This window comes from Acidocella sp. C78 (assembly GCF_907164655.1).
Genome location: NZ_CAJQZK010000072.1, coordinates 1 through 19,206, shown reverse-complemented (window position 1 = coordinate 19,206; position 19,206 = coordinate 1). Strand labels below are relative to the sequence as shown.

The 19,206-nt window shown below is 69.5% G+C and carries 13 protein-coding genes, 1 tRNA gene and 2 pseudogenes; 6 read left to right on the top strand and 10 right to left on the bottom strand.

Annotation, left to right across the window (positions count from 1 at the left end; genetic code table 11):
* Nucleotides 1–102: 102 nt before the first annotated feature.
* Both ACIDOCELLA78_RS88130 and ACIDOCELLA78_RS88125 read left to right on the top strand, forming a co-directional pair.
* Complete coding sequence (locus ACIDOCELLA78_RS88130) at nucleotides 103–2,100, top strand: sigma-54-dependent Fis family transcriptional regulator (RefSeq protein WP_201728555.1); 1,998 nt, start codon at nucleotides 103–105, stop codon at nucleotides 2,098–2,100.
* Nucleotides 2,097–2,657 carry a nucleoside 2-deoxyribosyltransferase gene (locus tag ACIDOCELLA78_RS88125; RefSeq protein ID WP_201728554.1) on the top strand — a complete coding sequence of 187 codons (561 nt, stop codon included), beginning with the start codon at nucleotides 2,097–2,099 and terminating at the stop codon, nucleotides 2,655–2,657. Before ACIDOCELLA78_RS88130 ends, ACIDOCELLA78_RS88125 begins: the two co-directional genes overlap by 4 nt.
* Here the strand turns inward: ACIDOCELLA78_RS88125 and ACIDOCELLA78_RS88120 are convergent.
* Together ACIDOCELLA78_RS88120 and ACIDOCELLA78_RS88115 are read right to left on the bottom strand one after the other, a co-directional pair.
* Nucleotides 2,551–3,621, bottom strand: a complete 1,071-nt coding sequence (locus ACIDOCELLA78_RS88120; protein WP_201728553.1) for a hypothetical protein — start codon at nucleotides 3,619–3,621, stop codon at nucleotides 2,551–2,553. The two genes, ACIDOCELLA78_RS88125 and ACIDOCELLA78_RS88120, sit on opposite strands and share 107 nt — an antisense overlap.
* Nucleotides 3,621–5,078, bottom strand: a complete 1,458-nt coding sequence (locus tag ACIDOCELLA78_RS88115) for an MBOAT family protein (RefSeq protein ID WP_201728552.1) — start codon at nucleotides 5,076–5,078, stop codon at nucleotides 3,621–3,623. The genes ACIDOCELLA78_RS88120 and ACIDOCELLA78_RS88115 overlap by 1 nt, the downstream gene beginning before the upstream one ends.
* A gap of 150 nt (nucleotides 5,079–5,228) precedes the next feature.
* On the opposite strand from ACIDOCELLA78_RS88115, the gene ACIDOCELLA78_RS88110 reads away from it, so the two are divergent.
* The 3 genes from ACIDOCELLA78_RS88110 (at nucleotide 5,229) to ACIDOCELLA78_RS88100 (ending at nucleotide 10,234) form a co-directional block, all read left to right on the top strand.
* Nucleotides 5,229–6,365: an ATP phosphoribosyltransferase regulatory subunit gene (locus ACIDOCELLA78_RS88110; RefSeq protein WP_201728551.1), complete on the top strand. Its 1,137-nt coding sequence runs from the start codon at nucleotides 5,229–5,231 to the stop codon at nucleotides 6,363–6,365.
* Nucleotides 6,366–6,369: 4 nt separating this feature from the next.
* Nucleotides 6,370–7,659 (top strand): adenylosuccinate synthase, encoded by a 1,290-nt coding sequence (locus ACIDOCELLA78_RS88105; protein WP_201728550.1) that lies wholly within the window; start codon nucleotides 6,370–6,372, stop codon nucleotides 7,657–7,659.
* A gap of 79 nt (nucleotides 7,660–7,738) precedes the next feature.
* A complete protein-coding gene (locus tag ACIDOCELLA78_RS88100; RefSeq protein ID WP_249675724.1) occupies nucleotides 7,739–10,234 on the top strand; it encodes a TonB-dependent receptor in 2,496 nt (831 codons plus the stop codon).
* Between the two features lie 72 nt (nucleotides 10,235–10,306).
* On the opposite strand, the gene ACIDOCELLA78_RS88095 is transcribed toward ACIDOCELLA78_RS88100, so the two are convergent.
* From ACIDOCELLA78_RS88095 to ACIDOCELLA78_RS88075, 5 genes and pseudogenes are all read right to left on the bottom strand, one after another.
* Nucleotides 10,307–11,059 carry an HpcH/HpaI aldolase/citrate lyase family protein gene (locus tag ACIDOCELLA78_RS88095; protein WP_201728549.1) on the bottom strand — a complete coding sequence of 251 codons (753 nt, stop codon included), beginning with the start codon at nucleotides 11,057–11,059 and terminating at the stop codon, nucleotides 10,307–10,309.
* 490 nt (nucleotides 11,060–11,549) lie between these two features.
* Nucleotides 11,550–12,386, bottom strand: coding sequence for an alpha/beta fold hydrolase (locus ACIDOCELLA78_RS88090; RefSeq protein ID WP_249675721.1), 837 nt, complete (start codon nucleotides 12,384–12,386; stop codon nucleotides 11,550–11,552).
* Between the two features lie 23 nt (nucleotides 12,387–12,409).
* Nucleotides 12,410–14,344, bottom strand: coding sequence for an acetate--CoA ligase (gene acs / locus ACIDOCELLA78_RS88085; protein WP_201728548.1), 1,935 nt, complete (start codon nucleotides 14,342–14,344; stop codon nucleotides 12,410–12,412).
* Between the two features lie 96 nt (nucleotides 14,345–14,440).
* Nucleotides 14,441–16,713 (bottom strand): annotated as a pseudogene (locus tag ACIDOCELLA78_RS88080) (NADP-dependent malic enzyme).
* 146 nt (nucleotides 16,714–16,859) lie between these two features.
* Nucleotides 16,860–16,945 (bottom strand) — tRNA-Leu (locus ACIDOCELLA78_RS88075).
* 24 nt (nucleotides 16,946–16,969) lie between these two features.
* Here ACIDOCELLA78_RS88075 and lipB point away from each other — a divergent pair.
* On the top strand, nucleotides 16,970–17,656 hold the full coding sequence (gene lipB / locus ACIDOCELLA78_RS88070) for a lipoyl(octanoyl) transferase LipB (RefSeq protein ID WP_201728547.1): 687 nt from the start codon (nucleotides 16,970–16,972) through the stop codon (nucleotides 17,654–17,656).
* Between the two features lie 5 nt (nucleotides 17,657–17,661).
* Here lipB and ACIDOCELLA78_RS88065 read toward each other — a convergent pair whose 3' ends face one another.
* The 3 genes and pseudogenes from ACIDOCELLA78_RS88065 to ACIDOCELLA78_RS88055 all read right to left on the bottom strand — a co-directional run.
* Complete coding sequence (locus ACIDOCELLA78_RS88065) at nucleotides 17,662–18,297, bottom strand: hypothetical protein (RefSeq protein ID WP_249675718.1); 636 nt, start codon at nucleotides 18,295–18,297, stop codon at nucleotides 17,662–17,664.
* A gap of 97 nt (nucleotides 18,298–18,394) precedes the next feature.
* Nucleotides 18,395–18,580, bottom strand: a pseudogene (locus ACIDOCELLA78_RS88060) (polysaccharide biosynthesis protein); the annotation flags it as partial.
* Nucleotides 18,502–19,206 (bottom strand): oligosaccharide flippase family protein (locus ACIDOCELLA78_RS88055; RefSeq protein WP_283770830.1); only part of this gene is annotated, 705 nt, incomplete at its 5' end. The pseudogene ACIDOCELLA78_RS88060 and the gene ACIDOCELLA78_RS88055, both read right to left, overlap by 79 nt.

Genomic DNA, 19,206 nt, shown 5'->3' with positions numbered 1-19,206 from the left:
ATTTGTGTGGAACACTCTGTCTCGCGTTGTCGTCACACGACGAGCCGGCACAAGACCGGCATGCGGAACGGCGGCGGATACGGTCAGGGGAGCGACCAGAAGATGACCGACGTGAAACATGGGCAGGTGCATGCCGCGATGGCGCCGCCCGGCCGGGATTTCCGGCACGAGGACTATATCGAGGCGGCATGGCGGCGGTGCCGCGACGAGTACGGGCTGAACCCGGAGGCGCCGCCGGCGGCGGTGCATGTCGGCGGGGCGGCGCTGTGCCACATCCGCGAGGAACACGCGCTGTTCGAGCGGCTCGGCCGGGTCGAGATGCACCGGCTGCTCGGGCAGATCGGCCAGCAGACCGGAACGTCCGCCACACCATCGCGCTACGTGCTGATGCTGACCGACGCCGAGGGCACCGTGCTCGACGTCTTTACCGACAGCGCCAATGCCGCCCGCGCGCAGGCGGCGAACATGGTGCCCGGCTTCCTGTGGGACGAGCCGCATGCCGGGGTGAACGGCCCTGGCACCTCGCTGCACGACCGGCGCTCGCGCGTTGTTCATCGCGACGAGCATTTCTTCACCTGCAACAACAACATGACCTGCTCGGCGGTGCCGGTCTGGGGGGCGAATGGCCGGCTGCTCGGCGCGATCGACGCCACCTGCCTCGATTGCGATGACAGCCGCGCCGCCCAGGTGCCCACCATCGCCCTGGTCAGCATGTCCGCCCGCATCATCGAGCAGCTGCATTTCACCAACAGTTTCCGCGACTGCATGATCATGCGCTTTCACGAGCGCCCCGAACTCGTCGGCCTGCCCTATGACTCGCTGCTCGCCGTCGACGGGGACGGGCTGATCCGGGCGGTGGACAATTCGGTGCCCGCCATGCTCGGCGCCAGCGGGCACGAGACGCTGGTTGGCCGCAGCGTCGCCGAGGTGTTCGACATCTCGCTCGACCGGCTGATGGAACACGCCGAAACCCAGCCTTTCGCCATCTGGCCGATCGCCCATGGCGACGACCGGCACGGCTTCGCCAGCGTCTGGCCGGCGAAACGCGCCCGCGCGCGCCTTGCCGCCGGCGCCACCGCCTCGCGCCGCGCGCTGGGGGTGGTGGAACCGCGCACCGCACGGAAACTGCCCGCCATGACCCGGCCGCGCCGCGACACCCCGCCCTCGCTCGCCGCCCTCGCCGGCGCCGACCCGGCGATGGCGCACAATGTCTGGCGCGCCGAGCGGGTGATGAACCGCGACATCAACATTCTTCTCCTCGGCGAAACCGGCACCGGCAAGGACACGTTCGCCCGCGCCATCCACAACGCCAGCGGCCGCAGCGGCGCGCCCTTCGTCGCCATGAGCTGCGCCGCGATCCCCGAGCAGCTGATCGAGAGCGAGCTGTTCGGCTACGAGGCCGGCGCCTTCACCGGCGCGCGGCCCGGCGGGGCGCGCGGCAAGGCGGTGGCGGCGCATGGCGGCACCCTCTTTCTCGACGAGATCGGCGACATGCCGCTCGCCATCCAGGCGCGGCTGCTGCGCCTGCTCGAGGAGCGCGAGATCGTCCCGCTCGGCAGCACGACGCCGATCAATGTCGATATCAGGGTGATCAGCGCCACCCACCGCGACCTGGAGGCGATGGTCGCGCGCGGCGCGTTCCGCATGGATCTGTATTACCGGCTCAACGGCGTCGCCCTCACCATGCCGGGGCTGCGCGGACGGGCCGACCGGCAACAGCTGATCGAGACGATCTGCGCCGAGGAAAGCGAGGACGGCGCGGTCACCATCGCCCCCGCCGCGATGGCGGCGATGACCGCCTATGACTGGCCGGGCAATATCCGCGAACTGCGCAACACGCTGCGCACCGCCCTCGCCTTCGCCGATTCCGGCCGGATCGAGGTGCATCACCTCCCGCATGTGATCGCCGAGCGGCTCGACGCCGCCGCAGCGGCACCGCCGCCGGCTGCGCCCAGCCCCGACCCCGAACGCGCGCGGATCGTCGCGGCGCTCGACGAGCATCACTGGCGCATCGGCACCACCGCCGCCAGCCTCGGCATGAGCCGCAACACGCTCTACCGCAAGCTGCACCGCTTCGGCCTGATGAACGAGCCGAAGTGACGCGCCGCCCGGTCGCCTATCTCGCCGGGCCGGACCTGTTCCTGCCCGGCGCCGCCGCGCATGCCGCGCGCAGGATCGCCATCGCGGCGCGGCATGGCATCGAGGCGCTCGCTCCGCTCGACGCGCCGGCCCCGGAATGCCGGCCGGGCGAGGCACTGTGGCAGGCGATCTTCCGCCAGGATGTGGCGATGATGGAGGCCAGCGACATCGTCATCGCCCATCTCACCCCGTTTCGCGGCGCCTCGGCCGATGCCGGCACGCTGGTCGAGCTGGGCTGGTTCCTCGGCCGCCGCCGCCCCTGTTTCGGCTATTCCAACGCCGCCACCCCGTTCGCCGCCCGCAGCCGCATGCAGGTCGCGGCCCAGCCCGATCCGCTGCCTGGCACCGCGATCGAGGATTTCGGCCTGGGCGACAACCTGATGATGATCGGCGCGCTGGAAGGCGGGCTGCTCACCCCGCCGGACGGGCAGGATCTGCCGTTCGACTCGCTCGCGACGTTCGAACGCTGTGTTGCGCGGGCGGCAGCGTTTCTTGCGGGCAGGTCGCCGCCAGGCTGAGCATCGCCGACGCCGGCGCGGTCAGCTTGCGATGGAGCAGCCGGGCGAGGCCGCGCGCCACCAGCAGGCTGTGGAAATACTGGCAGGGCTGCGCCAGGTGATCCTCGCTGTTGTAGAAATCGGCGCGCGGATAGCGGCTGCGGTTGGCGAGTTCGAGGAACCGCCCGCCATGGCGCAGATAGACGGCGCGGATGGCGCGCAGATCGGCCTCCGGCAGGCGCACATCGCGGAAATCGGTGGGCAGCCCGCCGATCACGATCACCCCCCGCGCCGTCGCGGCAGTGACGAACCGGGCGATCAGCACCGCGCCATAGCCGCGGCGGATCTCCCGCGCCGACGGCTCGACCCGATGCAGCCCGGCGAGGAAAGACCGGTCGGCGGTGGCGAGCGAGGTGCCGATCTCGTCGCCCTCCGCATCCTCCTCGCGGGCGAGGCGGGCGCGCAGATGGCCAAGCCCCGCCGCCCGCGCCGCCATCTCGGCCAGCGCCTCCAGCCCGTCCGGCATGGTGTTGTCGAAGGCCGCCCCCAGAATCCGCCCCGGCGGCAGCCGCCAGAGCAGCGCGCGGTCGTGACGGAACAGCATGGCGCCATCGACATCCATCCGGTTGGCCGCGCGGCTGACGACGTATTGCTGCACCTCCATCGGCAGGTAGGCGATGTCGCCGCGATGCAGCAGGGGTAGCCAGCGGCGAAACAGATCGTCGAGCCCGATGCCGACGGCGATGCCGCCGTTCTCGCATCGCACCCCCAGCATCGCCCCCATCACCCGGCAGGAATGCGAATAGGGCCCGTTCGAGCCGGCGAGGATCACCAGCTTCGGCGAAGGCAGCGCCGCGCCGCGGGCGAGTTTCTCGCGCATCTCCAGCCGCAGCAGGCCGAGCGAGAGCGGACGGTCGAGCAGAAAGGCGAAGGAAGCGAGGTAGAGCGCGAGCGAGGCGATGGCGCAGAGAAGCAGACGGCGCATCAGAACTGGAAATAGATGAAGGGCCGCGCATAGGGCGCGAAGATCAGCGCCTGCGCGGTGAAGGCGAAGCCGGCGATGAGCGCCGCGTTGCGGCCGCGCGCGCCGAGCGCGTGGATATCGGGCGACAGCAGCATGATCCCCCAGGCGAGGCCGATCAGCGCCGCCGCCTGCACCACGCTCATCGTCCGCGCCGCGCCGAGCCAGGGCAGCACCGCGACGGGCTGGGCGATCGCGCCGAGCGCGGGAATCGCGGCGATGATCTGGCGCGGCAGCAGCACCCCGCCGGCGCCGGCGAGACCGCGCAGCATGATCCGGCAGGCCGCAAGGCTTTCGGCGCGGAACGGCACCCAGGCCAGCAGCACGGCGAGCAGCGTCAGCCCCTGCGCCGCCAACCGGGGCAGACGCGTCCCTAACCGCCGCCACTGGTGATGGATCACGAGATAAAGCCCGTGCAGCCCGCCCCACAGCATGAACGACCACGCGGCGCCATGCCAAAGCCCGCCGAGCAGCATGGTGATCATCAGGTTGAGGTTGCGCCGCGCCTCGCCACAGCGGTTGCCGCCGAGCGGGATGTAGAGATAGTCGCGCAGGAAGCAGGACAGGGTGATGTTCCAGCGCCGCCAGAAATCCGAGATGTCGCGCGCCTGGCAGGGGCTGCGGAAATTCAGCGGAAAGCCGATGCCGATCATCCGGGCGAGGCCGATCGCCATGTCCGAATAGCCGGAGAAGTCGAAATAGATCTGCGCGCCATAGGCGAGCAGCGCCAGCCACGCCTCGACGAGCGAGAGCGAATGCCCCGCCGCCGCCGCCGCGAACCCCGGATCGGCGAAGCGGGCGAGGCTGTCGGCCAGCACCAGCTTCTTGCCGAGGCCGAGGAGGAAGATTTCGATGCCGGCCACGAGGTCGTCATGCCGCAGCCGGCCGCGATGGCGGGCGAATTGCGGGATGATCTCGCCCGGGCGGACGATCGGCCCGGCGATCAGATGCGCGAAGAAGGCGACGAAACAGGCATAGTCGAGAAAGCCGCAGGCGGGCACCTCGCCGCGCGCGGTATCGACCAGATACATCACCTGCTGGAAGGTGAAGAAGCTGATGCCGAGCGGCAGCAGGATGACGATCGCCGGCGCGGGCAGGCCGAGCAGCGCCGCGCCCGTCGCCGCCAGCAGCCCGGCATATTTGAACCAGCCGAGCAGCAGAAGATTCGCCGCGAGCCCGCCAATGAGCCAGCGACGCGGCCGGGGCGAGCGCCGCATCGCCGCCGCCAGCGCGTAATTGCCGAGGATCGATCCGGCCAGCAGCGGCAGCAGCAGCGGCTTCCACCAGCCGTAGAACACGAGGCTCGCCAGCAGCAGCAGGCCGAGCGCCGCTCGCGCCCCGGCAATCCGCCCGGCAAGGGCAAAGCTGGCCAGAAACACCGGCAGAAACCCGAAGACGAAAGGAGCCGCGTTGAAAAGCACGATTAAAATACTCGCTTAGGTTGAAAATACCTTGCCACGCGGCGCGGGCGATTTCTACCCCGAATTGGCCCCGGCGGCACCGGATGCTATAGGCCGCGCGAGCCCGGCCCCTCCGGGCCTTCCCCACGCCGCGCCGGAACCCGTATCGACATGACCGACGACCTGCCGCCCCACCCCGCTTTGCTGCCCGCGGGCTTCACCGACCTGCTGCCGCCGGACGCCGAGGCCGAGGCGCGGTTGACCGAAACGCTGACGGCGAGCTTCGGCGCGCATGGCTATCAGCGGGTCAAGCCGCCGCTGGTCGAGTTCGAGACCACGCTGCTCGCCGGCAGCGGTGCGGCCGTGGCCGAGCAGACCTTCCGGCTGATGGACCCCGAATCGCAGCGGATGATGGGCGTGCGCGCCGACACCACGCCGCAGATCGCCCGCATCGCCACGACAAGGCTCGCCGCCGCCGCAAGGCCGCTGCGCCTCGCCTATGCCGGGCAGTGCCTGCTGGTGCGCGGCTCGCAGCTCGCCCCCGAGCGGCAGGTGGCGCAGGCGGGCATCGAGCTGATCGGGCCGGATCTGCCGGCGGCCGACGCCGAGATCATCATCACCGCCGCCGCCGCGCTCGCGGCGACCGGCATCGGCGAGGTCAGCGTCGATCTGACCATGCCGCCGCTGATCCCCGCCTTGCTGGGCGACACCTCGGCCCACACCGCGCTGGTCCGCGCGCTCGACCGCAAGGACGCCGCCGAGATCGCGGCGCATGGCGGCGCGCTGGCCCCGACGCTGCTCGCCCTGCTGGATGCCGCCGGCACCGCCGAGACCGCGATCGTCCGCCTCGCGGCGATCGACCTGCCCGCCCCGGTTCGTGCCCTGGCGGACCGGCTGAGCGCCACGGTCGCCGCCATTCGCGCGCTGATGCCGGCCTTGCGGCTGACCATCGACCCGGTCGAGTTCCGCGGCTACCGCTACCATACCGGCGTCGCCCTCACGATCTTCGCGCCCGGCCGCCAGGCCGAGTTCGGCCGCGGCGGGCGCTATCTCTGCGACAATGGCGAATCGGCGACCGGGATCACCCTCTATCCCGACACGATCCTCGCCGTCGCCCCGCGCCCTTCCCTGCGCCCGCGCCTGTTCCTGCCCGCCGGCACCCCGGCCGATGCCGGGGCCCGCGCCCGCGCCGAGGGCTTCGCGACCATTCGCGGCCTCGCCGCCGCGGCGGATGACGCCGCCGAGGCGCGCCGCCTGTCCTGCTCCCATCTCTGGCGCGAGGGCCGCGCCGTTCCGCTCGAAGGATAACGCCATGGCAAATGTCACCATCATCGGCGCGCAATGGGGCGACGAGGGCAAGGGAAAGGTGGTCGACTGGCTGGCCTCCCGCGCCGATGTCGTCGTCCGTTTCCAGGGCGGGCACAATGCCGGGCACACGCTCGTGGTCGGCAACCAGACCTACAAGCTCTCGCTGCTTCCCTCCGGCCTCGTGCGCGGCAAGCTCGGCGTGATCGGCAATGGCGTGGTGGTCGACCCGGTAGCGCTGCTCGCCGAAATCGGCCGGGTGCGCGCGCAGGGGCTGAACGTCTCGCCGGAAACCCTGCGCATCGCCGACAACGCGCCGCTGATCCTGCCGCTGCACGCCGCCCTCGACGCCGCGCGCGAGGCGGCACGCGGCGCACGGCGCATCGGCACCACCGGCCGCGGCATCGGCCCCGCCTATGAGGATAAGGTCGCCCGCCGCGCCATCCGCATCTGCGACCTCGCCGAACCCGAAACGCTCGACTGGCGGCTCGACGAGCTGCTGCTGCACCACAACACGCTGCTGGCCGGCCTCGGCGCGCCCACCTTCGGCAAGGCCGAGCTGATGGACCAGCTCCTCGCTCTGGCACCGCAGATCCTGCCCTTCGCCGAGCCGGTGTGGGAACGGCTGGCGGAGGCCAAGAAGGCCGGCGCGCGCATCCTGTTCGAGGGCGCGCAGGCGGTGATGCTCGATGTCGATCACGGCACCTACCCGTTCGTCACCTCGTCCAACACCGTTTCCGGCCAGATCGCGGCGGGCGCCGGCGTCGGGCCCGACGCGGCGGGGCGGGTGCTCGGCATCGCCAAGGCCTATTCCACCCGCGTCGGCTCCGGCCCCTTCCCGACCGAGCAGGACAACGAGATCGGCCGCCATCTCGGCGAGCGCGGGCACGAATTCGGCACCGTCACCGGCCGCGCCCGCCGCTGCGGCTGGTTCGACGCCGCCCTTGTCCGCCAGGCGGTGAAGGTCGGCGGCATCCAGGGCCTGGCGCTGACCAAGCTCGACGTGCTCGACGGGATGACGACGCTGCAGATCGGCGTCGGCTACCGCATCGGCGGCGAAACCCTGCCCCATCTGCCGCCCGGCGCCGCGGCGCAGGCGAAGGCCGAGCCGGTCTATGAAACCATCGAGGGCTGGTCCGGCTCGACCCGCGGCGCCCGCTCCTATGCCGATCTGCCGGCGCAGGCGATCAAATATGTCCGCCGCATCGAGGAGCTGGTGGAATGCCCGGTCACCCTGCTCTCCACCAGCCCCGAGCGGGATGACACGATCCTGATGCAGGACCCCTTCGCGGACTGAGCGCAACGCGGCACAATCCCGCGCCGTGACAGGCGGCGCGGCGGCGGCAACGACCGCCCCGGACATGGAGGAAACGACGATGAAACCGAGATCAGCCATCCCGCACGCGCGGCGACTCGCACTTCGGGCCGCCGCGGCGATGGCGGCGGGCACGCTCGCCGCGCCGCTGGCGCCCGCGGCGAAGGCTGCGCAAACGCCCGCGGCGAAGGCGCCCCTCATCGTCGCGCCGCTCGCGCCGGCGCAGCCGCGGGACGCGAAAGCCAGGGCAACCGGCGCCAAGGCGCCGATCGCCATCCGCACCATCCGCGTCAATGTCGCCCCGCTCGCCGGTGCGGCGATCAACGCGGCGAAATGGCCCGCCCTCGTGCAGCAACTGGGCAGCCGGCAGATCAACGTTGCCGGCAACCCGAGCGTCGTCGCCGCCCTTGGCCGCTCCGCTTCCGGCGTCAACCTGCAGAACAGCCAGGCCAACCCCTACCAGCCGGACATCATCTATCACGGCTTCACCCTCTCGCCGATCCAGGGCACGCCGGAGGGCATCAGCGTCTATGTCGGCGGCGCGCGCTTCAACGTTCCCTTCGGCGACCTCGCGCTGTGGAGCGTGCTGCCGCAGGCGGCGATCGCGCATATCAGCGTCGAGGACGCCAACCCGCTCTTCGGCCTCAACGCCCTCGGCGGCGCGCTCAGCGTGCAGATGAAGAACGGCTTCACCTATCATCGCGGCGAGGTCGAGCTGTCCGGCGGCTCGTTCGGCACGCTGCGCGGCAACGGCCAGTATGGCATAAGCCACGGCGACACCGCCGCCTATATCGCGGTGCAGGGCGCGCGCTCGGGCGGCTGGCGCGACCTGCAATCCTCGGCCCTCGAAAGCGCCTATGCCGATCTCGGCTGGCGCGGCCCGCATGCCGAGCTGCACATCAACGGCATGTTCGGCCATTCCTTCCTCAACGGCCCGGCGACGGTGCCGGCGAAGCTGCTCGCGATCGCGCCGGGAGCGGAATATACCGGGCCGAACTCGATCGAGGACACCTATGCGCGCATCGCCGCGACGCTGAACGACCGGATCGACAGCCACACATCGGTGCAGGCGGTGTTGTATTACGACCATCTGCGCGAGCACCTGATCAACGGCAACGGGCCGGTCGATGCGCAATGCACCGACGGCTCGACCAGCCATCTCTGCGGGCTGGGCTCGACGACGCCGGCCACCCTGCTCGGCGGGGGCACCGTGCCCTATTTCGCGGTGCCGTCCGGCTATGTCGGCTACGGCTCGCTCGCGGTGAACAGCACCACTACCGATGGCTACGGCGCCACCGCCCAGCTCAGCCGCAAGGACGTGCTGTTCGGGCTGAAGAACCACCTGATCGCCGGCGCGAGCTTCGATGGCGGCTTCACCACCTTCACCGCCACCAATTTCGACGGGCTGCTCAACGCCGTCCGCGTCTATGCCGCGCCGCCGGGCAGCGGACAGGGCTACCAGACCGACGAGCCGGGCGCCCTGCCCTCGGCCGAGGCCATCCGCAACGCCTATTACGGCCTCTATCTGTCGGATTCGCTCGACCTGACCCCCCGCCTCACCCTGACGCTCGGCGGGCGGCTCAACATCGCCCAGATCGACCTGCACAATACCGAGGCCGCGAGCGTGCTCGCCGCGGGCCAGGTGCAGAACCAGGCGGATCTCAGCGGGCATCACAACTACCAGCACTTCAACCCCACGATCGGCTTCAGCTACCGGCTGACCCCGCTCGCCTCGCTCTATGGCAGCTACTCGGAGGCCAATGCCGCGCCCACCCCGGCCGAGCTGACCTGCGCCAACCCCACCGACCCCTGCACCCTGTCCAACTTCATCACCTTCGACCCCAACCTGAAGCAGACCGTCACCAAGAATCTCGAAGCCGGCATCCGCGGGGCGCTGCTGGTCGGCGGTGACGGCACGCTGACCTACAATTTCGATTACTACCACATCCGCGCGAATGACGATGTCGAGTTCCTCGCCACCGACCTCAACAACAACACCAACGGCTATTTCGCCAATATCGGCGGCGTGCTGCGCCAGGGCGCCGATCTCGCCCTGCGGCTCGATTTCGCGAAATGGGATGCGTATTTCAACTATTCGCTGATCGAGGCGACCTATCGGAGCGGCTTTCAGGTCGCCTCGCACAGCCCCTCGAATGTGGGCGGGGTGATCACCGTGCGGCCGGGCGACCGTCTGGCCGGCGTGCCGGAGAACCTTTTCAAGTTCGGCGCCGACTACAAGGCGACGCCGGCCTGGACGCTCGGCCTGTCGGCCAACGCGCAGACCGGCACGTATCTGCATGGCGACCAGTCGAACCAGCAGCCGCAACTGCCCGGCTTCGTCGTGCTGAACGTCACCACCAGCTACCGGCTCACCCCGCGCATCACCGTGTTCGGCGAGGTCGATAACGTGACCGACGCGCATTATTACGTCTATGGCGGCTTCTCCAACCCCGCCGGCATCGCCTATGTGCTCGGCCCGGCCTATGCCGCCGACAACCGCGCCTATTCCACGGCGGCGCCGATCGCCGGCTATGCGGGGGTGAAGGTGAAGTTCTAGAGCATCATCCGATCAGATGGGGTCATCTGATCGGATCAAGATGCTCGGAATATCAATACGCCATGGCGCCGCTCAGCCGCCGCGGAAGGCCTGCACCGCGGCGGCGGCCCCCTGGGCGATGAAGGCGGCATCGGAGCCGACGGTGACGAGATCGAACCCGGCCGCGACCATCTTCCGCGCATAGGCGGGCGAACCCGTATGCACCGCGGCGCGCTTGCCGTGATGCTTCGCCCGGGCGAGGATGTGCAGGATCGCGTCATAGACGGGCGAGGCTTCCGGGTCGAAGCGCGGCGCCTCGCCGAGCGAGAGCGCGAGATCGTTCGGCCCGATATAGACCGCGTCCAGCTCGGGGATCGACACGATCTCGTCGATCGCCTCCAGCGCCGCGCGCGTCTCGATCATCGCGAAGCCGGTCACCATGTCATCGGCGCGGCGCGCGTAATCGGCGCCATGCACGAGGGCGGCGCGGATCGGGCCATAGCTGCGCCGGCCGCGCGGCGCGTAGCGCAGGCAGGAGACGAAGGCCTCGGCCTCTTGCCGCGAATTGATCATCGGGCAGATCACGCCGAGCGCGCCGGCATCGATCGACTTCATCACGATTCCCGGGTCGAACCACGGCACCCGCACCATCGGGATCACATCGGCGGCGGCCATCGCCGTCAGCATCGGCACCAGGCCCGAATAGTCCACCAGCCCGTGCTGCATGTCGACCGTCAGGCTATCCCAGCCCTGCCGCGCCATCAGCTCGGTGGCGAAGCCGGCGGGGACCGACAGCCAGCCATTCAGCACGGCACGGCCGGACTCCCAGTGTTGTTGCAGCGTCATCGTATATCCTCCCGCATGATTTGACGGCAGCATTCCATAGCTGGCCGCGCGAGACAAACCGCATCGGCACCCACCTCGTGATCCGCGGCGTGTCTGCCCTGCAACACTCCGTCGCGAAACCGCGCCGGTTGCCATCGCGCGATTGCGATCGGCGATCGATGAGGCTACATTTCACTGAAATGACACAAAAAAAGCCCCGCCGGAACACCGGCGGGGCAGTCAACAGGGAGGCTTCACGTCTGGGAGACGTCGGGATCCGAAGACCCCTATCCGGTCGGTCAGGACCGGATGGCAAACGGCATCGCTGCCGAAACTCCTGAGCGGGCGAACCCGTCTCTCATGCAGATAATGCGCCGCGAGCCCCGGAAAAGGGGGGACGGCATGAAGCCGCCATGAACTTATCGCATAACCTGAATGTCTGCGACGCGGCTCAGGCCGCGTCTAATGTCCGCAACGCGGCTCAGGCCGCGCGGAATGTCAGCAACGCGGCTCAGGCCGCGCTGGCCAGGGCGGCGAGCTCCTGGTTGAACCGCTCGGCGAATTCGTATTGCGGGGTGTGCCCGCATTCGGGGTAGAGCGAGAGCCGCCCCTGCGGCACGGTTTCGGCGATATGCCGCGCCATTGCCGGCAGCACGATATCGTCCTCCTCGCCCTGGGTGACCAGCGCCGGCCGGTCGAGCGCGGCCAGCGTGTCGGTGAAGTCGAGCGTGCGCATCAGCAGGAAGGCGCGCACCGCCGGCGGGGTGAGCGCGAAGCCCGCCAGCGCCCGCTCGGCATCGGCCGCCGGCAGCGGCCGGTGGGTGGTGGCGTGGATCACGCTGCGCGCGCCCTCGATCATCACCGCCGGATCGTCGCTGGCCGCCATCACCGCGCCCTCGATGAAGCGGGGGCCGATATGCATTGGCGGGTTCGAGGAAATCACCGCGGCGCCGACGAAATTCACCGCACTCACATTGCGGGTGCCGTGCCGGGCGAGATAGTCGCCGACGACGTAGCCGCCATAGCTCGCCGCGACCAGCACCGGCCGGCGCAGGCCGAGCGCGATCATCACCGCGGCGATGTCGTCCGCCCAGTGCGCGCCGGTCTGGTAGAGTTCAGGGTCGAGCGGCCGGTCGGAAAACCCGTGGCCGCGCAGGTCCATGCAGACCAGGCGGAAGCGCTCGCGCAGCGCGCTGTCGAACTGCCCGCGCCAGGCGAGATAGCAGGACGACCAGCCATGGATGAACAGGATGGGCTGCGCCGCTTCCGGCCCCCATTCACGCACATGCAGCCCGACGCCGCCCGAGCCCATCACCCGATGGACCCGGCCGGCCTCGTGCTCGATCATTCCGCCCACCGCCGCGCGGCCGCTCAGCCCAGCCGGTTGCGCACGAGGTCGTCCACCACCCCCGGATCGGCGAGGGTCGAGGTATCGCCCAGGCTGTCGGTCTCATTGGCGGCGATCTTGCGCAGGATGCGGCGCATGATCTTGCCCGAGCGGGTCTTGGGCAGGCCCGGCGCCCACTGGATCGCATCCGGCGCCGCGATCGGGCCGATCTCCTTGCGGACCCACATCACCAGTTCCTTGCGCAGCTCCTCGGTCGGCTCCTGGCCGGCGACGAGCGTGACATAGGCATAGATGCCCTGGCCCTTGATGTCGTGCGGGAAGCCCACCACCGCGGCCTCGGCCACCATGGCGTGCGCCACCAGCGCGCTCTCGACCTCGGCGGTGCCCATGCGGTGGCCGGAGACGTTGATGACGTCGTCCACCCGGCCGGTGATCCAGTAATACCCGTCCTCGTCGCGGCGCGCACCGTCGCCGGAGAAATAGAAGCCGCGGAAGGTCGAGAAATAGGTCTGGATGAAGCGCTCGTGATCGCCATAGACGGTGCGCATCTGCCCAGGCCAGCTATCGGCGAGGCAGAGATTGCCTTCCGTCGCGCCGTCCAGCACGTTGCCGTCGCCATCGACCAGAACCGGCTTCACGCCGGGCAGCGGCAGCGTCGCCGACCCCGGCTTCTGGTCGATCGCGCCGGGCAGCGCCGAAATCAGGATGCCGCCGGTCTCGGTCTGCCACCAGGTATCGACGATCGGGCAGCGCTGGTCGCCGACGACGCGGTAATACCACAGCCAGGCTTCCGGGTTGATCGGCTCGCCGACCGAGCCCAGCACCCGCAGCGAGGCGCGCGAGGTTTTCTTCACCGGCCCCTCGCCGTCGCGCATCAGCGCGCGGATCGCGGTCGGGGCGGTGTAGAAGATGTTGACCTTGTGCTTGTCCACCACCTGCCAGAAGCGGCTGGTGTCGGGGTAGTTCGGAATTCCCTCGAACATCAGCGTCGTCGCGCCATTGGCGAGCGGGCCGTAGACGATATAGGTGTGCCCCGTCACCCAGCCGACATCGGCGGTGCACCAGTACACCTCGCCCTCGTGATAGTCGAACACGTATTGATGGGTGAAGCTCGCCCAGACCATGTAGCCACCGGTCGTGTGCAGCACGCCCTTGGGCTTGCCGGTCGAGCCGGAGGTGTAGAGGATGAACAGCGGGTCTTCGGCGTTCATCGGCTCCGGCGGGCAGTCGAGCGGCATGGTCGCGGCCGCCTCGTGATACCACACGTCGCGGCCGTCCTGCATGTCCACAGCGCCGCCGGTCGCCTTCACCACCACGACCTTCTTCAGCATCGGGCAGGATTTCGCCGCGGCGTCGACATTGGCCTTGAGCGGCACCTTGCGGCCGCCGCGCCGGCCCTCGTCGGCGGTGATCAGGATCGAGCTGTCGCAATCCTGGATGCGGTTGGCCAGGCTGTCCGGCGAGAACCCGCCGAACACCACGGAATGGATCGCGCCGATCCGCGCGCAGGCGAGGATCGCCACCGCGGCCTCGACGATCATCGGCATGTAGATCGTCACCCGGTCGCCCTTGCGCGCGCCGAGCGATTTCAGCACGTTCGCCATGCGGCAGACTTCGGCGTGCAGCTCGCGATAGGTCACGTGCCGCTGTTCGCTGGGATCGTCGCCTTCCCAGATGATGGCGACCTGGTCGCCGCGGGTGGCGAGATGCCGGTCGAGGCAGTTGGCGGAGGCGTTCAGCACGCCATCCTCGAACCACTTGATCGAGACGTTGCCGGTGAAGCTGACATCCTTGATCCGGGTCGGCGGCGTCATCCAGGTGATGCGCTTGCACTCCTCGGCCCAGAACGCCTCCGGGTTCTCCGCCGCGCGGCTTGCCATGTCGTCATATTTCGCGCGGTTGATCAGCGCGCCGGCGGCGATTTCCGGCTTTACGGGAATGATTTCGGGCTGCGACATGCTCGGTTCCTCATCAAATTTATTAAGCCATTTTTTTTTACCGGTATGGCATGTTTGTGCGGCATCCGAAAGTATTGCGCTGCAAAAAACCGTTGCCTAACCGGCCATCAGCGCCGCTTCCATCGCCGCCACCGCGCTCATGTTCACGAGGCCGCGCGCCGTCACGCTCGGGATCGCGATATGCAGCGGCTTTGACAGGCCGAGCAGGAACGGCCCCACCGTCACCGCCTCGCCCGCCGCCTTGAGCAGGTTGAAGCCGATATTCGCCGCGTCGATCGAGGGCATGACCAGCAGGTTGGCCGAGCCGGTCAGCCGGCTGTCGCACACCGCGCGGGCGCGGATCGGCTCGAACAGCGCGGCGTCGGCGTGCATCTCGCCATCGACCTCAAGTTCCGGGTCCTGCGCGTGGATCAGCGCCAGCGCCCGGCGCATCTTGCGCGCCGAGGCCGAGTTCGACGCCCCGAAATTCGAGTGCGACAGCAGTGCGACCTTCGGCGCAATCCCGAAATGCGACACCATTTCCGCCGCGAGATGCGTCATCTCGGCGATGTCTTCGGAGGACGGGTCCTCGTTCACATGCGTGTCGCAGAAGAACAGGTTGCCGCTTTGCAGGATCAGCGCCGTCATCGCCGAAACCCGCTTGATGCCCGGCTTGCGCGGGATGATCGGCATCGCGTAGCGGAACTGGCGCGACCAGTCGCCGAGCCCGCCGCAGATCGCCGCATCCGCCTCGCCGGCGGCGAGCAGCATGCCGGCGGCCACGGTCGGCCGGCGGGAGAGCTGGCGCTGGGCCGCATCCGGCGGCACGCCGCGGCGATTGACGATGTGCTGGTAGTTTTCCAGCAGCCGGCGGAACAGGCCCTGCTCGCGCTCGAAATCGATGATGCGGAAATCCTGCTCCGGCTTCATCCGCAGGCCGAGGGCCGCGATCCGCTGCATGATCGCCGCGGTGCGGCCGACCAGCAGCGGCGTGCCCATCCGGTCGTCGATCACGCTCTGGGCGGCGCGCAGCGTCCGCTCGTCCTCGCCCTCGCCATAGACGATCCGCACCTTCGCCGAGCGCGCGACCTCGATCACCGGGCGCAGCAGCAGGCCCGAGCGGAACACCAGCCGTTCGAGATCGTGCTGATAGACGTCGAAATCCGCGATCGGCCGCCGCGCCACCCCCTCATCCATCGCCGCCCGCGCGACGGCGGGGGCGATGTGCAGGATCAGCCGCGGGTCGAACGGTTTCGGAATGATGTAGTCCCGCCCGAACACCGGCGCGACGCCGCCATAGGCCGCCGCCACCGTCTCGGACGCCTCGATCCGCGTCAGCTCCGCGATGGCGGTGACGGCGGCAAGCTTCATCCCTCGGTGATGGCGGTCGCCCCCACATCGAGCGCGCCGCGGAAGATGAACGGAAAGCAGAGCACGTTGTTGACCTGGTTCGGAAAATCCGACCGCCCGGTGCAGACGATCGCATCCGGCCGGCGCTCGGCCACCAGCTCGGGGCGGATTTCCGGCTCCGGGTTGGCGAGGGCGAGGATCAGCGGATTGGCGGCGAACTTGTCCAGCCAGTCCGGCTTGAGCACGCCGGGGGCGGACAGGCCGAGGAAGATGTCCGCGCCGTCGAGCACCTCCGGCAGGGAGCGCGCCGCGGTGTCGCGGGCGAAGGGCTCCAGCGTCTCGTTCAGGTTCGGCCGGCCCTTGTAGATCACCCCCTCGATATCGGTCATCACGATGTTCTCGGGGTTGGCGCCGAGCGCGATCAGGATGCGCACGCAGGAAATCGCCGCCGCCCCCGCGCCGGAGGTAACGATCCTGACATCGTCGATCGTCTTGCCCTGCACGATCATCGCGTTCTGCACGGCGGCGCCGACGATGATGGCGGTGCCGTGCTGGTCGTCGTGGAACACGGGGATGTTCATCCGCTCGCGCAGCGTCTGCTCGATGCGGAAGCACTCCGGCGCCTTGATGTCTTCGAGGTTGATGCCGCCGAAACTCGGCTCGAGGGCGGCGACCACCTCGATGAACTTGTCCGGGTCCGGCTGGTCGACCTCGATGTCGAACGTGTCGATCCCGGCGAATTTCTTGAACAATACGGCCTTGCCCTCCATCACCGGCTTGGAGGCGAGCGCGCCGATATTGCCGAGGCCGAGCACCGCCGTGCCGTTGGTGATCACGGCGACGAGATTGCCGCGGGTGGTGTAGTCGAACGCGGTGTCGGGATCGTCCTTGATGGCGAGGCACGCCGCCGCGACGCCGGGAGAATAGGCCAGCGCGAGGTCGCGCGAGGTTTCCATCCGCTTGGTCGGCGTGATCGCGAGTTTGCCCGGCCGCGGATGGCGGTGGTAATCGAGTGCGGCCTTGCGTAACGCTTCATCCATGTCCGGTCCCTCCTGGGTCGGGCCAGAATGCGCGATCAGGGTCGCCCGGACAACCGGGCTTTCACATGGCAGGATAGCGATGAAGAGTTTGTCAGATACCGGGCTGTTCCGGCCCCTCGGGGCGCTCCGGGCATGTCCCGGAGCGTTGGTGCGGTCGAGAAGACTCGAACTTCCACAGGGTTTCCCCCACAAGCACCTCAAGCTTGCGCGTCTACCATTCCGCCACGACCGCCTCGCAGCGGGAGCGCTATAGCCGATGGCGCGCGCCGTATCAACAACCCATGACCACATCGAATGGGCAAAAGCGCCGGGCCTGACCGATTATCCCGCGGCACTCGCGGAAATGCAGGTCCGGGCGGCGGCGATCCACGCGGGCGCGGCGGCCGAGCGCGTCTGGCTGGTCGAGCATCCGCCGCTCTACACCGCCGGCACCTCGGCGCGCGACGCGGATCTGCTGCGCGCCGGCGATGCCGCGGTTTTCCGCACCGGGCGCGGCGGCCAGTGGACCTATCACGGGCCGGGCCAGCGCGTCGCCTATGTCATGCTCGACCTGTCGCGGCCGCATGGCACGGTCCCGCCGCGCGACCTGCGGGGCTATGTCACCGGGCTCGAATCCTGGCTGATCGCCGCACTGGCCGGATTCGGCGTGCGCGGCGAAACCCGGGCCGACCGGGTCGGCATCTGGGTTGCCGATGCCGCCGGCCGCGAGTTCAAGATCGCGGCGATCGGCGTGCGGGTATCGCGCTGGGTCAGCTATCACGGCATCGCGCTCAATGTCGCGCCCGATCTCGGCCGCTTCGGCGGCATCGTGCCCTGCGGCATCAGCGAGCACGGCGTTACCTCGCTCGCCGCACTCGGCATCGCCGCGCCGATGGAGGCGGTCGATGCCGCGCTGGCCGATGCCTTCGCCGGGGTTTTCGGCGCCGCGGCGCGGCCGGTCTGAGCCGCTCAGCCGGCGACCGGCACCGCCGGGGCGCGGCGGAAGGCGGCGGCAAGCCGCCGCGCCATGCCGGTCATCCGCCTTGGCGCAAGCGCCAGCATCACCGCGAGGAAAATCACCCCCGCCGCGCCGCCGCCAATCAAGAGTTGCAGCCGCAGCCCGAAGGCGAGACCGAACTCCCGCGCCAGCGCCGCCATCAGCGCGGCGGTGCCGAGCCGCGCACCGATCAGCGCCGCGACCGGTGCGCCCATCAGCCGCAGCAGCGGCCAGGCCGGCTGGCCGATCCCGATCGACAGCGCCGGCAGCATCAGCAGCGCCACCACCAGCCCGCGGGCGGAGAGCGCCCAGCCGAGCGGCACCAGCCCGAACGGCGCCGCGAACCAGGCGGCGAACGCGATGGTGCCGGCATTCATCGCGGCGAAGGCCGAAACCAGCCCCGGCCGGCGCAGCGCCGTCAGCATCGGCTTGACGAAGGCATAGATGGTCGAGGCGGGGACGATCAGGCTGAGCGCCGCGAATACCGGCGCCGCGCTGGCCCAGCGCGCGCCGAACATCAGCACCACCAGCGGCCCCGCCACCGCGCCGCTCACCGACGCGGCGCCGAGCGAGAGAATGGCGAGAATGTCCATCAGCGCCAATGCCACCGCGAAGCGCCGCGCCGGGTCCTCGCGGACCGCGACGAAAAATCGGCAGGAACACCTTGCTGGCCGGCAGGATCGCGAGTTCCTGCAACACCTCGGCCAGCCGCTGGGCGATCCGGAACTCGCCCACCGCCACCACCGGCACGCGCATGCCGACCAGCACGACATAGCCGGTATGGGCGAGGTAATCGACGAAGGCCGCCCCCATCATCGGCAGGTTGAAGCTGAGGGCGGCGGCCAGCGCTGCCCAGCGCGGCGGCGCCGGCGGTCGCCATCCGGCGGCGATGGATGCGGCCAGCGCGTAAAACCCGATCCCCACCATGCGCTGCACCAACAGCGCCGCCAGCCATAGCCACGAAACACCAGCGCCAGCGCCACGGCCCCGCCCAGCACCGTGCTGCCGACCGACATGAGGCTGAGGGCGCGGAACCTGAACGCCTGCGACAGCCGCGCCGCCGGGACGATCAGGAAGGCGCCGAGCAGGATGTTGAGCGAGAGCGCGCGGGTTACCCAGCCGAGGGCGGGGGCGCGGTAATAGGCGGCGATCGGCGCAGCGGCGGCGAAGAGCAGGATGGTGACCAGCACGGCAAGGATGAGCTGCGCCCAGAACGCCCCGGCCTCGACCACCCGATCCCCCGGCGCGGCGACCACCTGCTCGCCGGCGCCGCCGGCGGTGACCATGCGGGCGAGTTCGGAAATCGCCGAGGCGAGGGCGACGGTGCCGACATCCTGCGCCGAGACGTGGCGGAGCAGGATCACCAGCACGGCGAAACCGAAACTCCGCTCGCCGAGCACGGTCAGCAGGTTCCACGCCGTTCCCCTCGCCGCGCCGCGCTGCAGGCTCACGCCGCGCCCCTCGCCGCCGCGCGGGCGCGATATCCGCAAATCATCATGCCCGAAGATTACATCCTG

Coding starts and splice junctions, on each gene's coding strand:
- ACIDOCELLA78_RS88130 (WP_201728555.1), top strand. CDS start 103: ATGACCGACGTGAAACATGGGCAGGTGCATGCCGCGATGGCGCCGCCC.
- ACIDOCELLA78_RS88120 (WP_201728553.1), bottom strand. CDS start 3,621: ATGCGCCGTCTGCTTCTCTGCGCCATCGCCTCGCTCGCGCTCTACCTC.
- ACIDOCELLA78_RS88110 (WP_201728551.1), top strand. CDS start 5,229: ATGACCGACGACCTGCCGCCCCACCCCGCTTTGCTGCCCGCGGGCTTC.
- ACIDOCELLA78_RS88105 (WP_201728550.1), top strand. CDS start 6,370: ATGGCAAATGTCACCATCATCGGCGCGCAATGGGGCGACGAGGGCAAG.
- ACIDOCELLA78_RS88100 (WP_249675724.1), top strand. CDS start 7,739: ATGAAACCGAGATCAGCCATCCCGCACGCGCGGCGACTCGCACTTCGG.
- ACIDOCELLA78_RS88095 (WP_201728549.1), bottom strand. CDS start 11,059: ATGACGCTGCAACAACACTGGGAGTCCGGCCGTGCCGTGCTGAATGGC.
- ACIDOCELLA78_RS88090 (WP_249675721.1), bottom strand. CDS start 12,386: ATGATCGAGCACGAGGCCGGCCGGGTCCATCGGGTGATGGGCTCGGGC.
- acs (WP_201728548.1), bottom strand. CDS start 14,344: ATGTCGCAGCCCGAAATCATTCCCGTAAAGCCGGAAATCGCCGCCGGC.
- lipB (WP_201728547.1), top strand. CDS start 16,970: ATGGCGCGCGCCGTATCAACAACCCATGACCACATCGAATGGGCAAAA.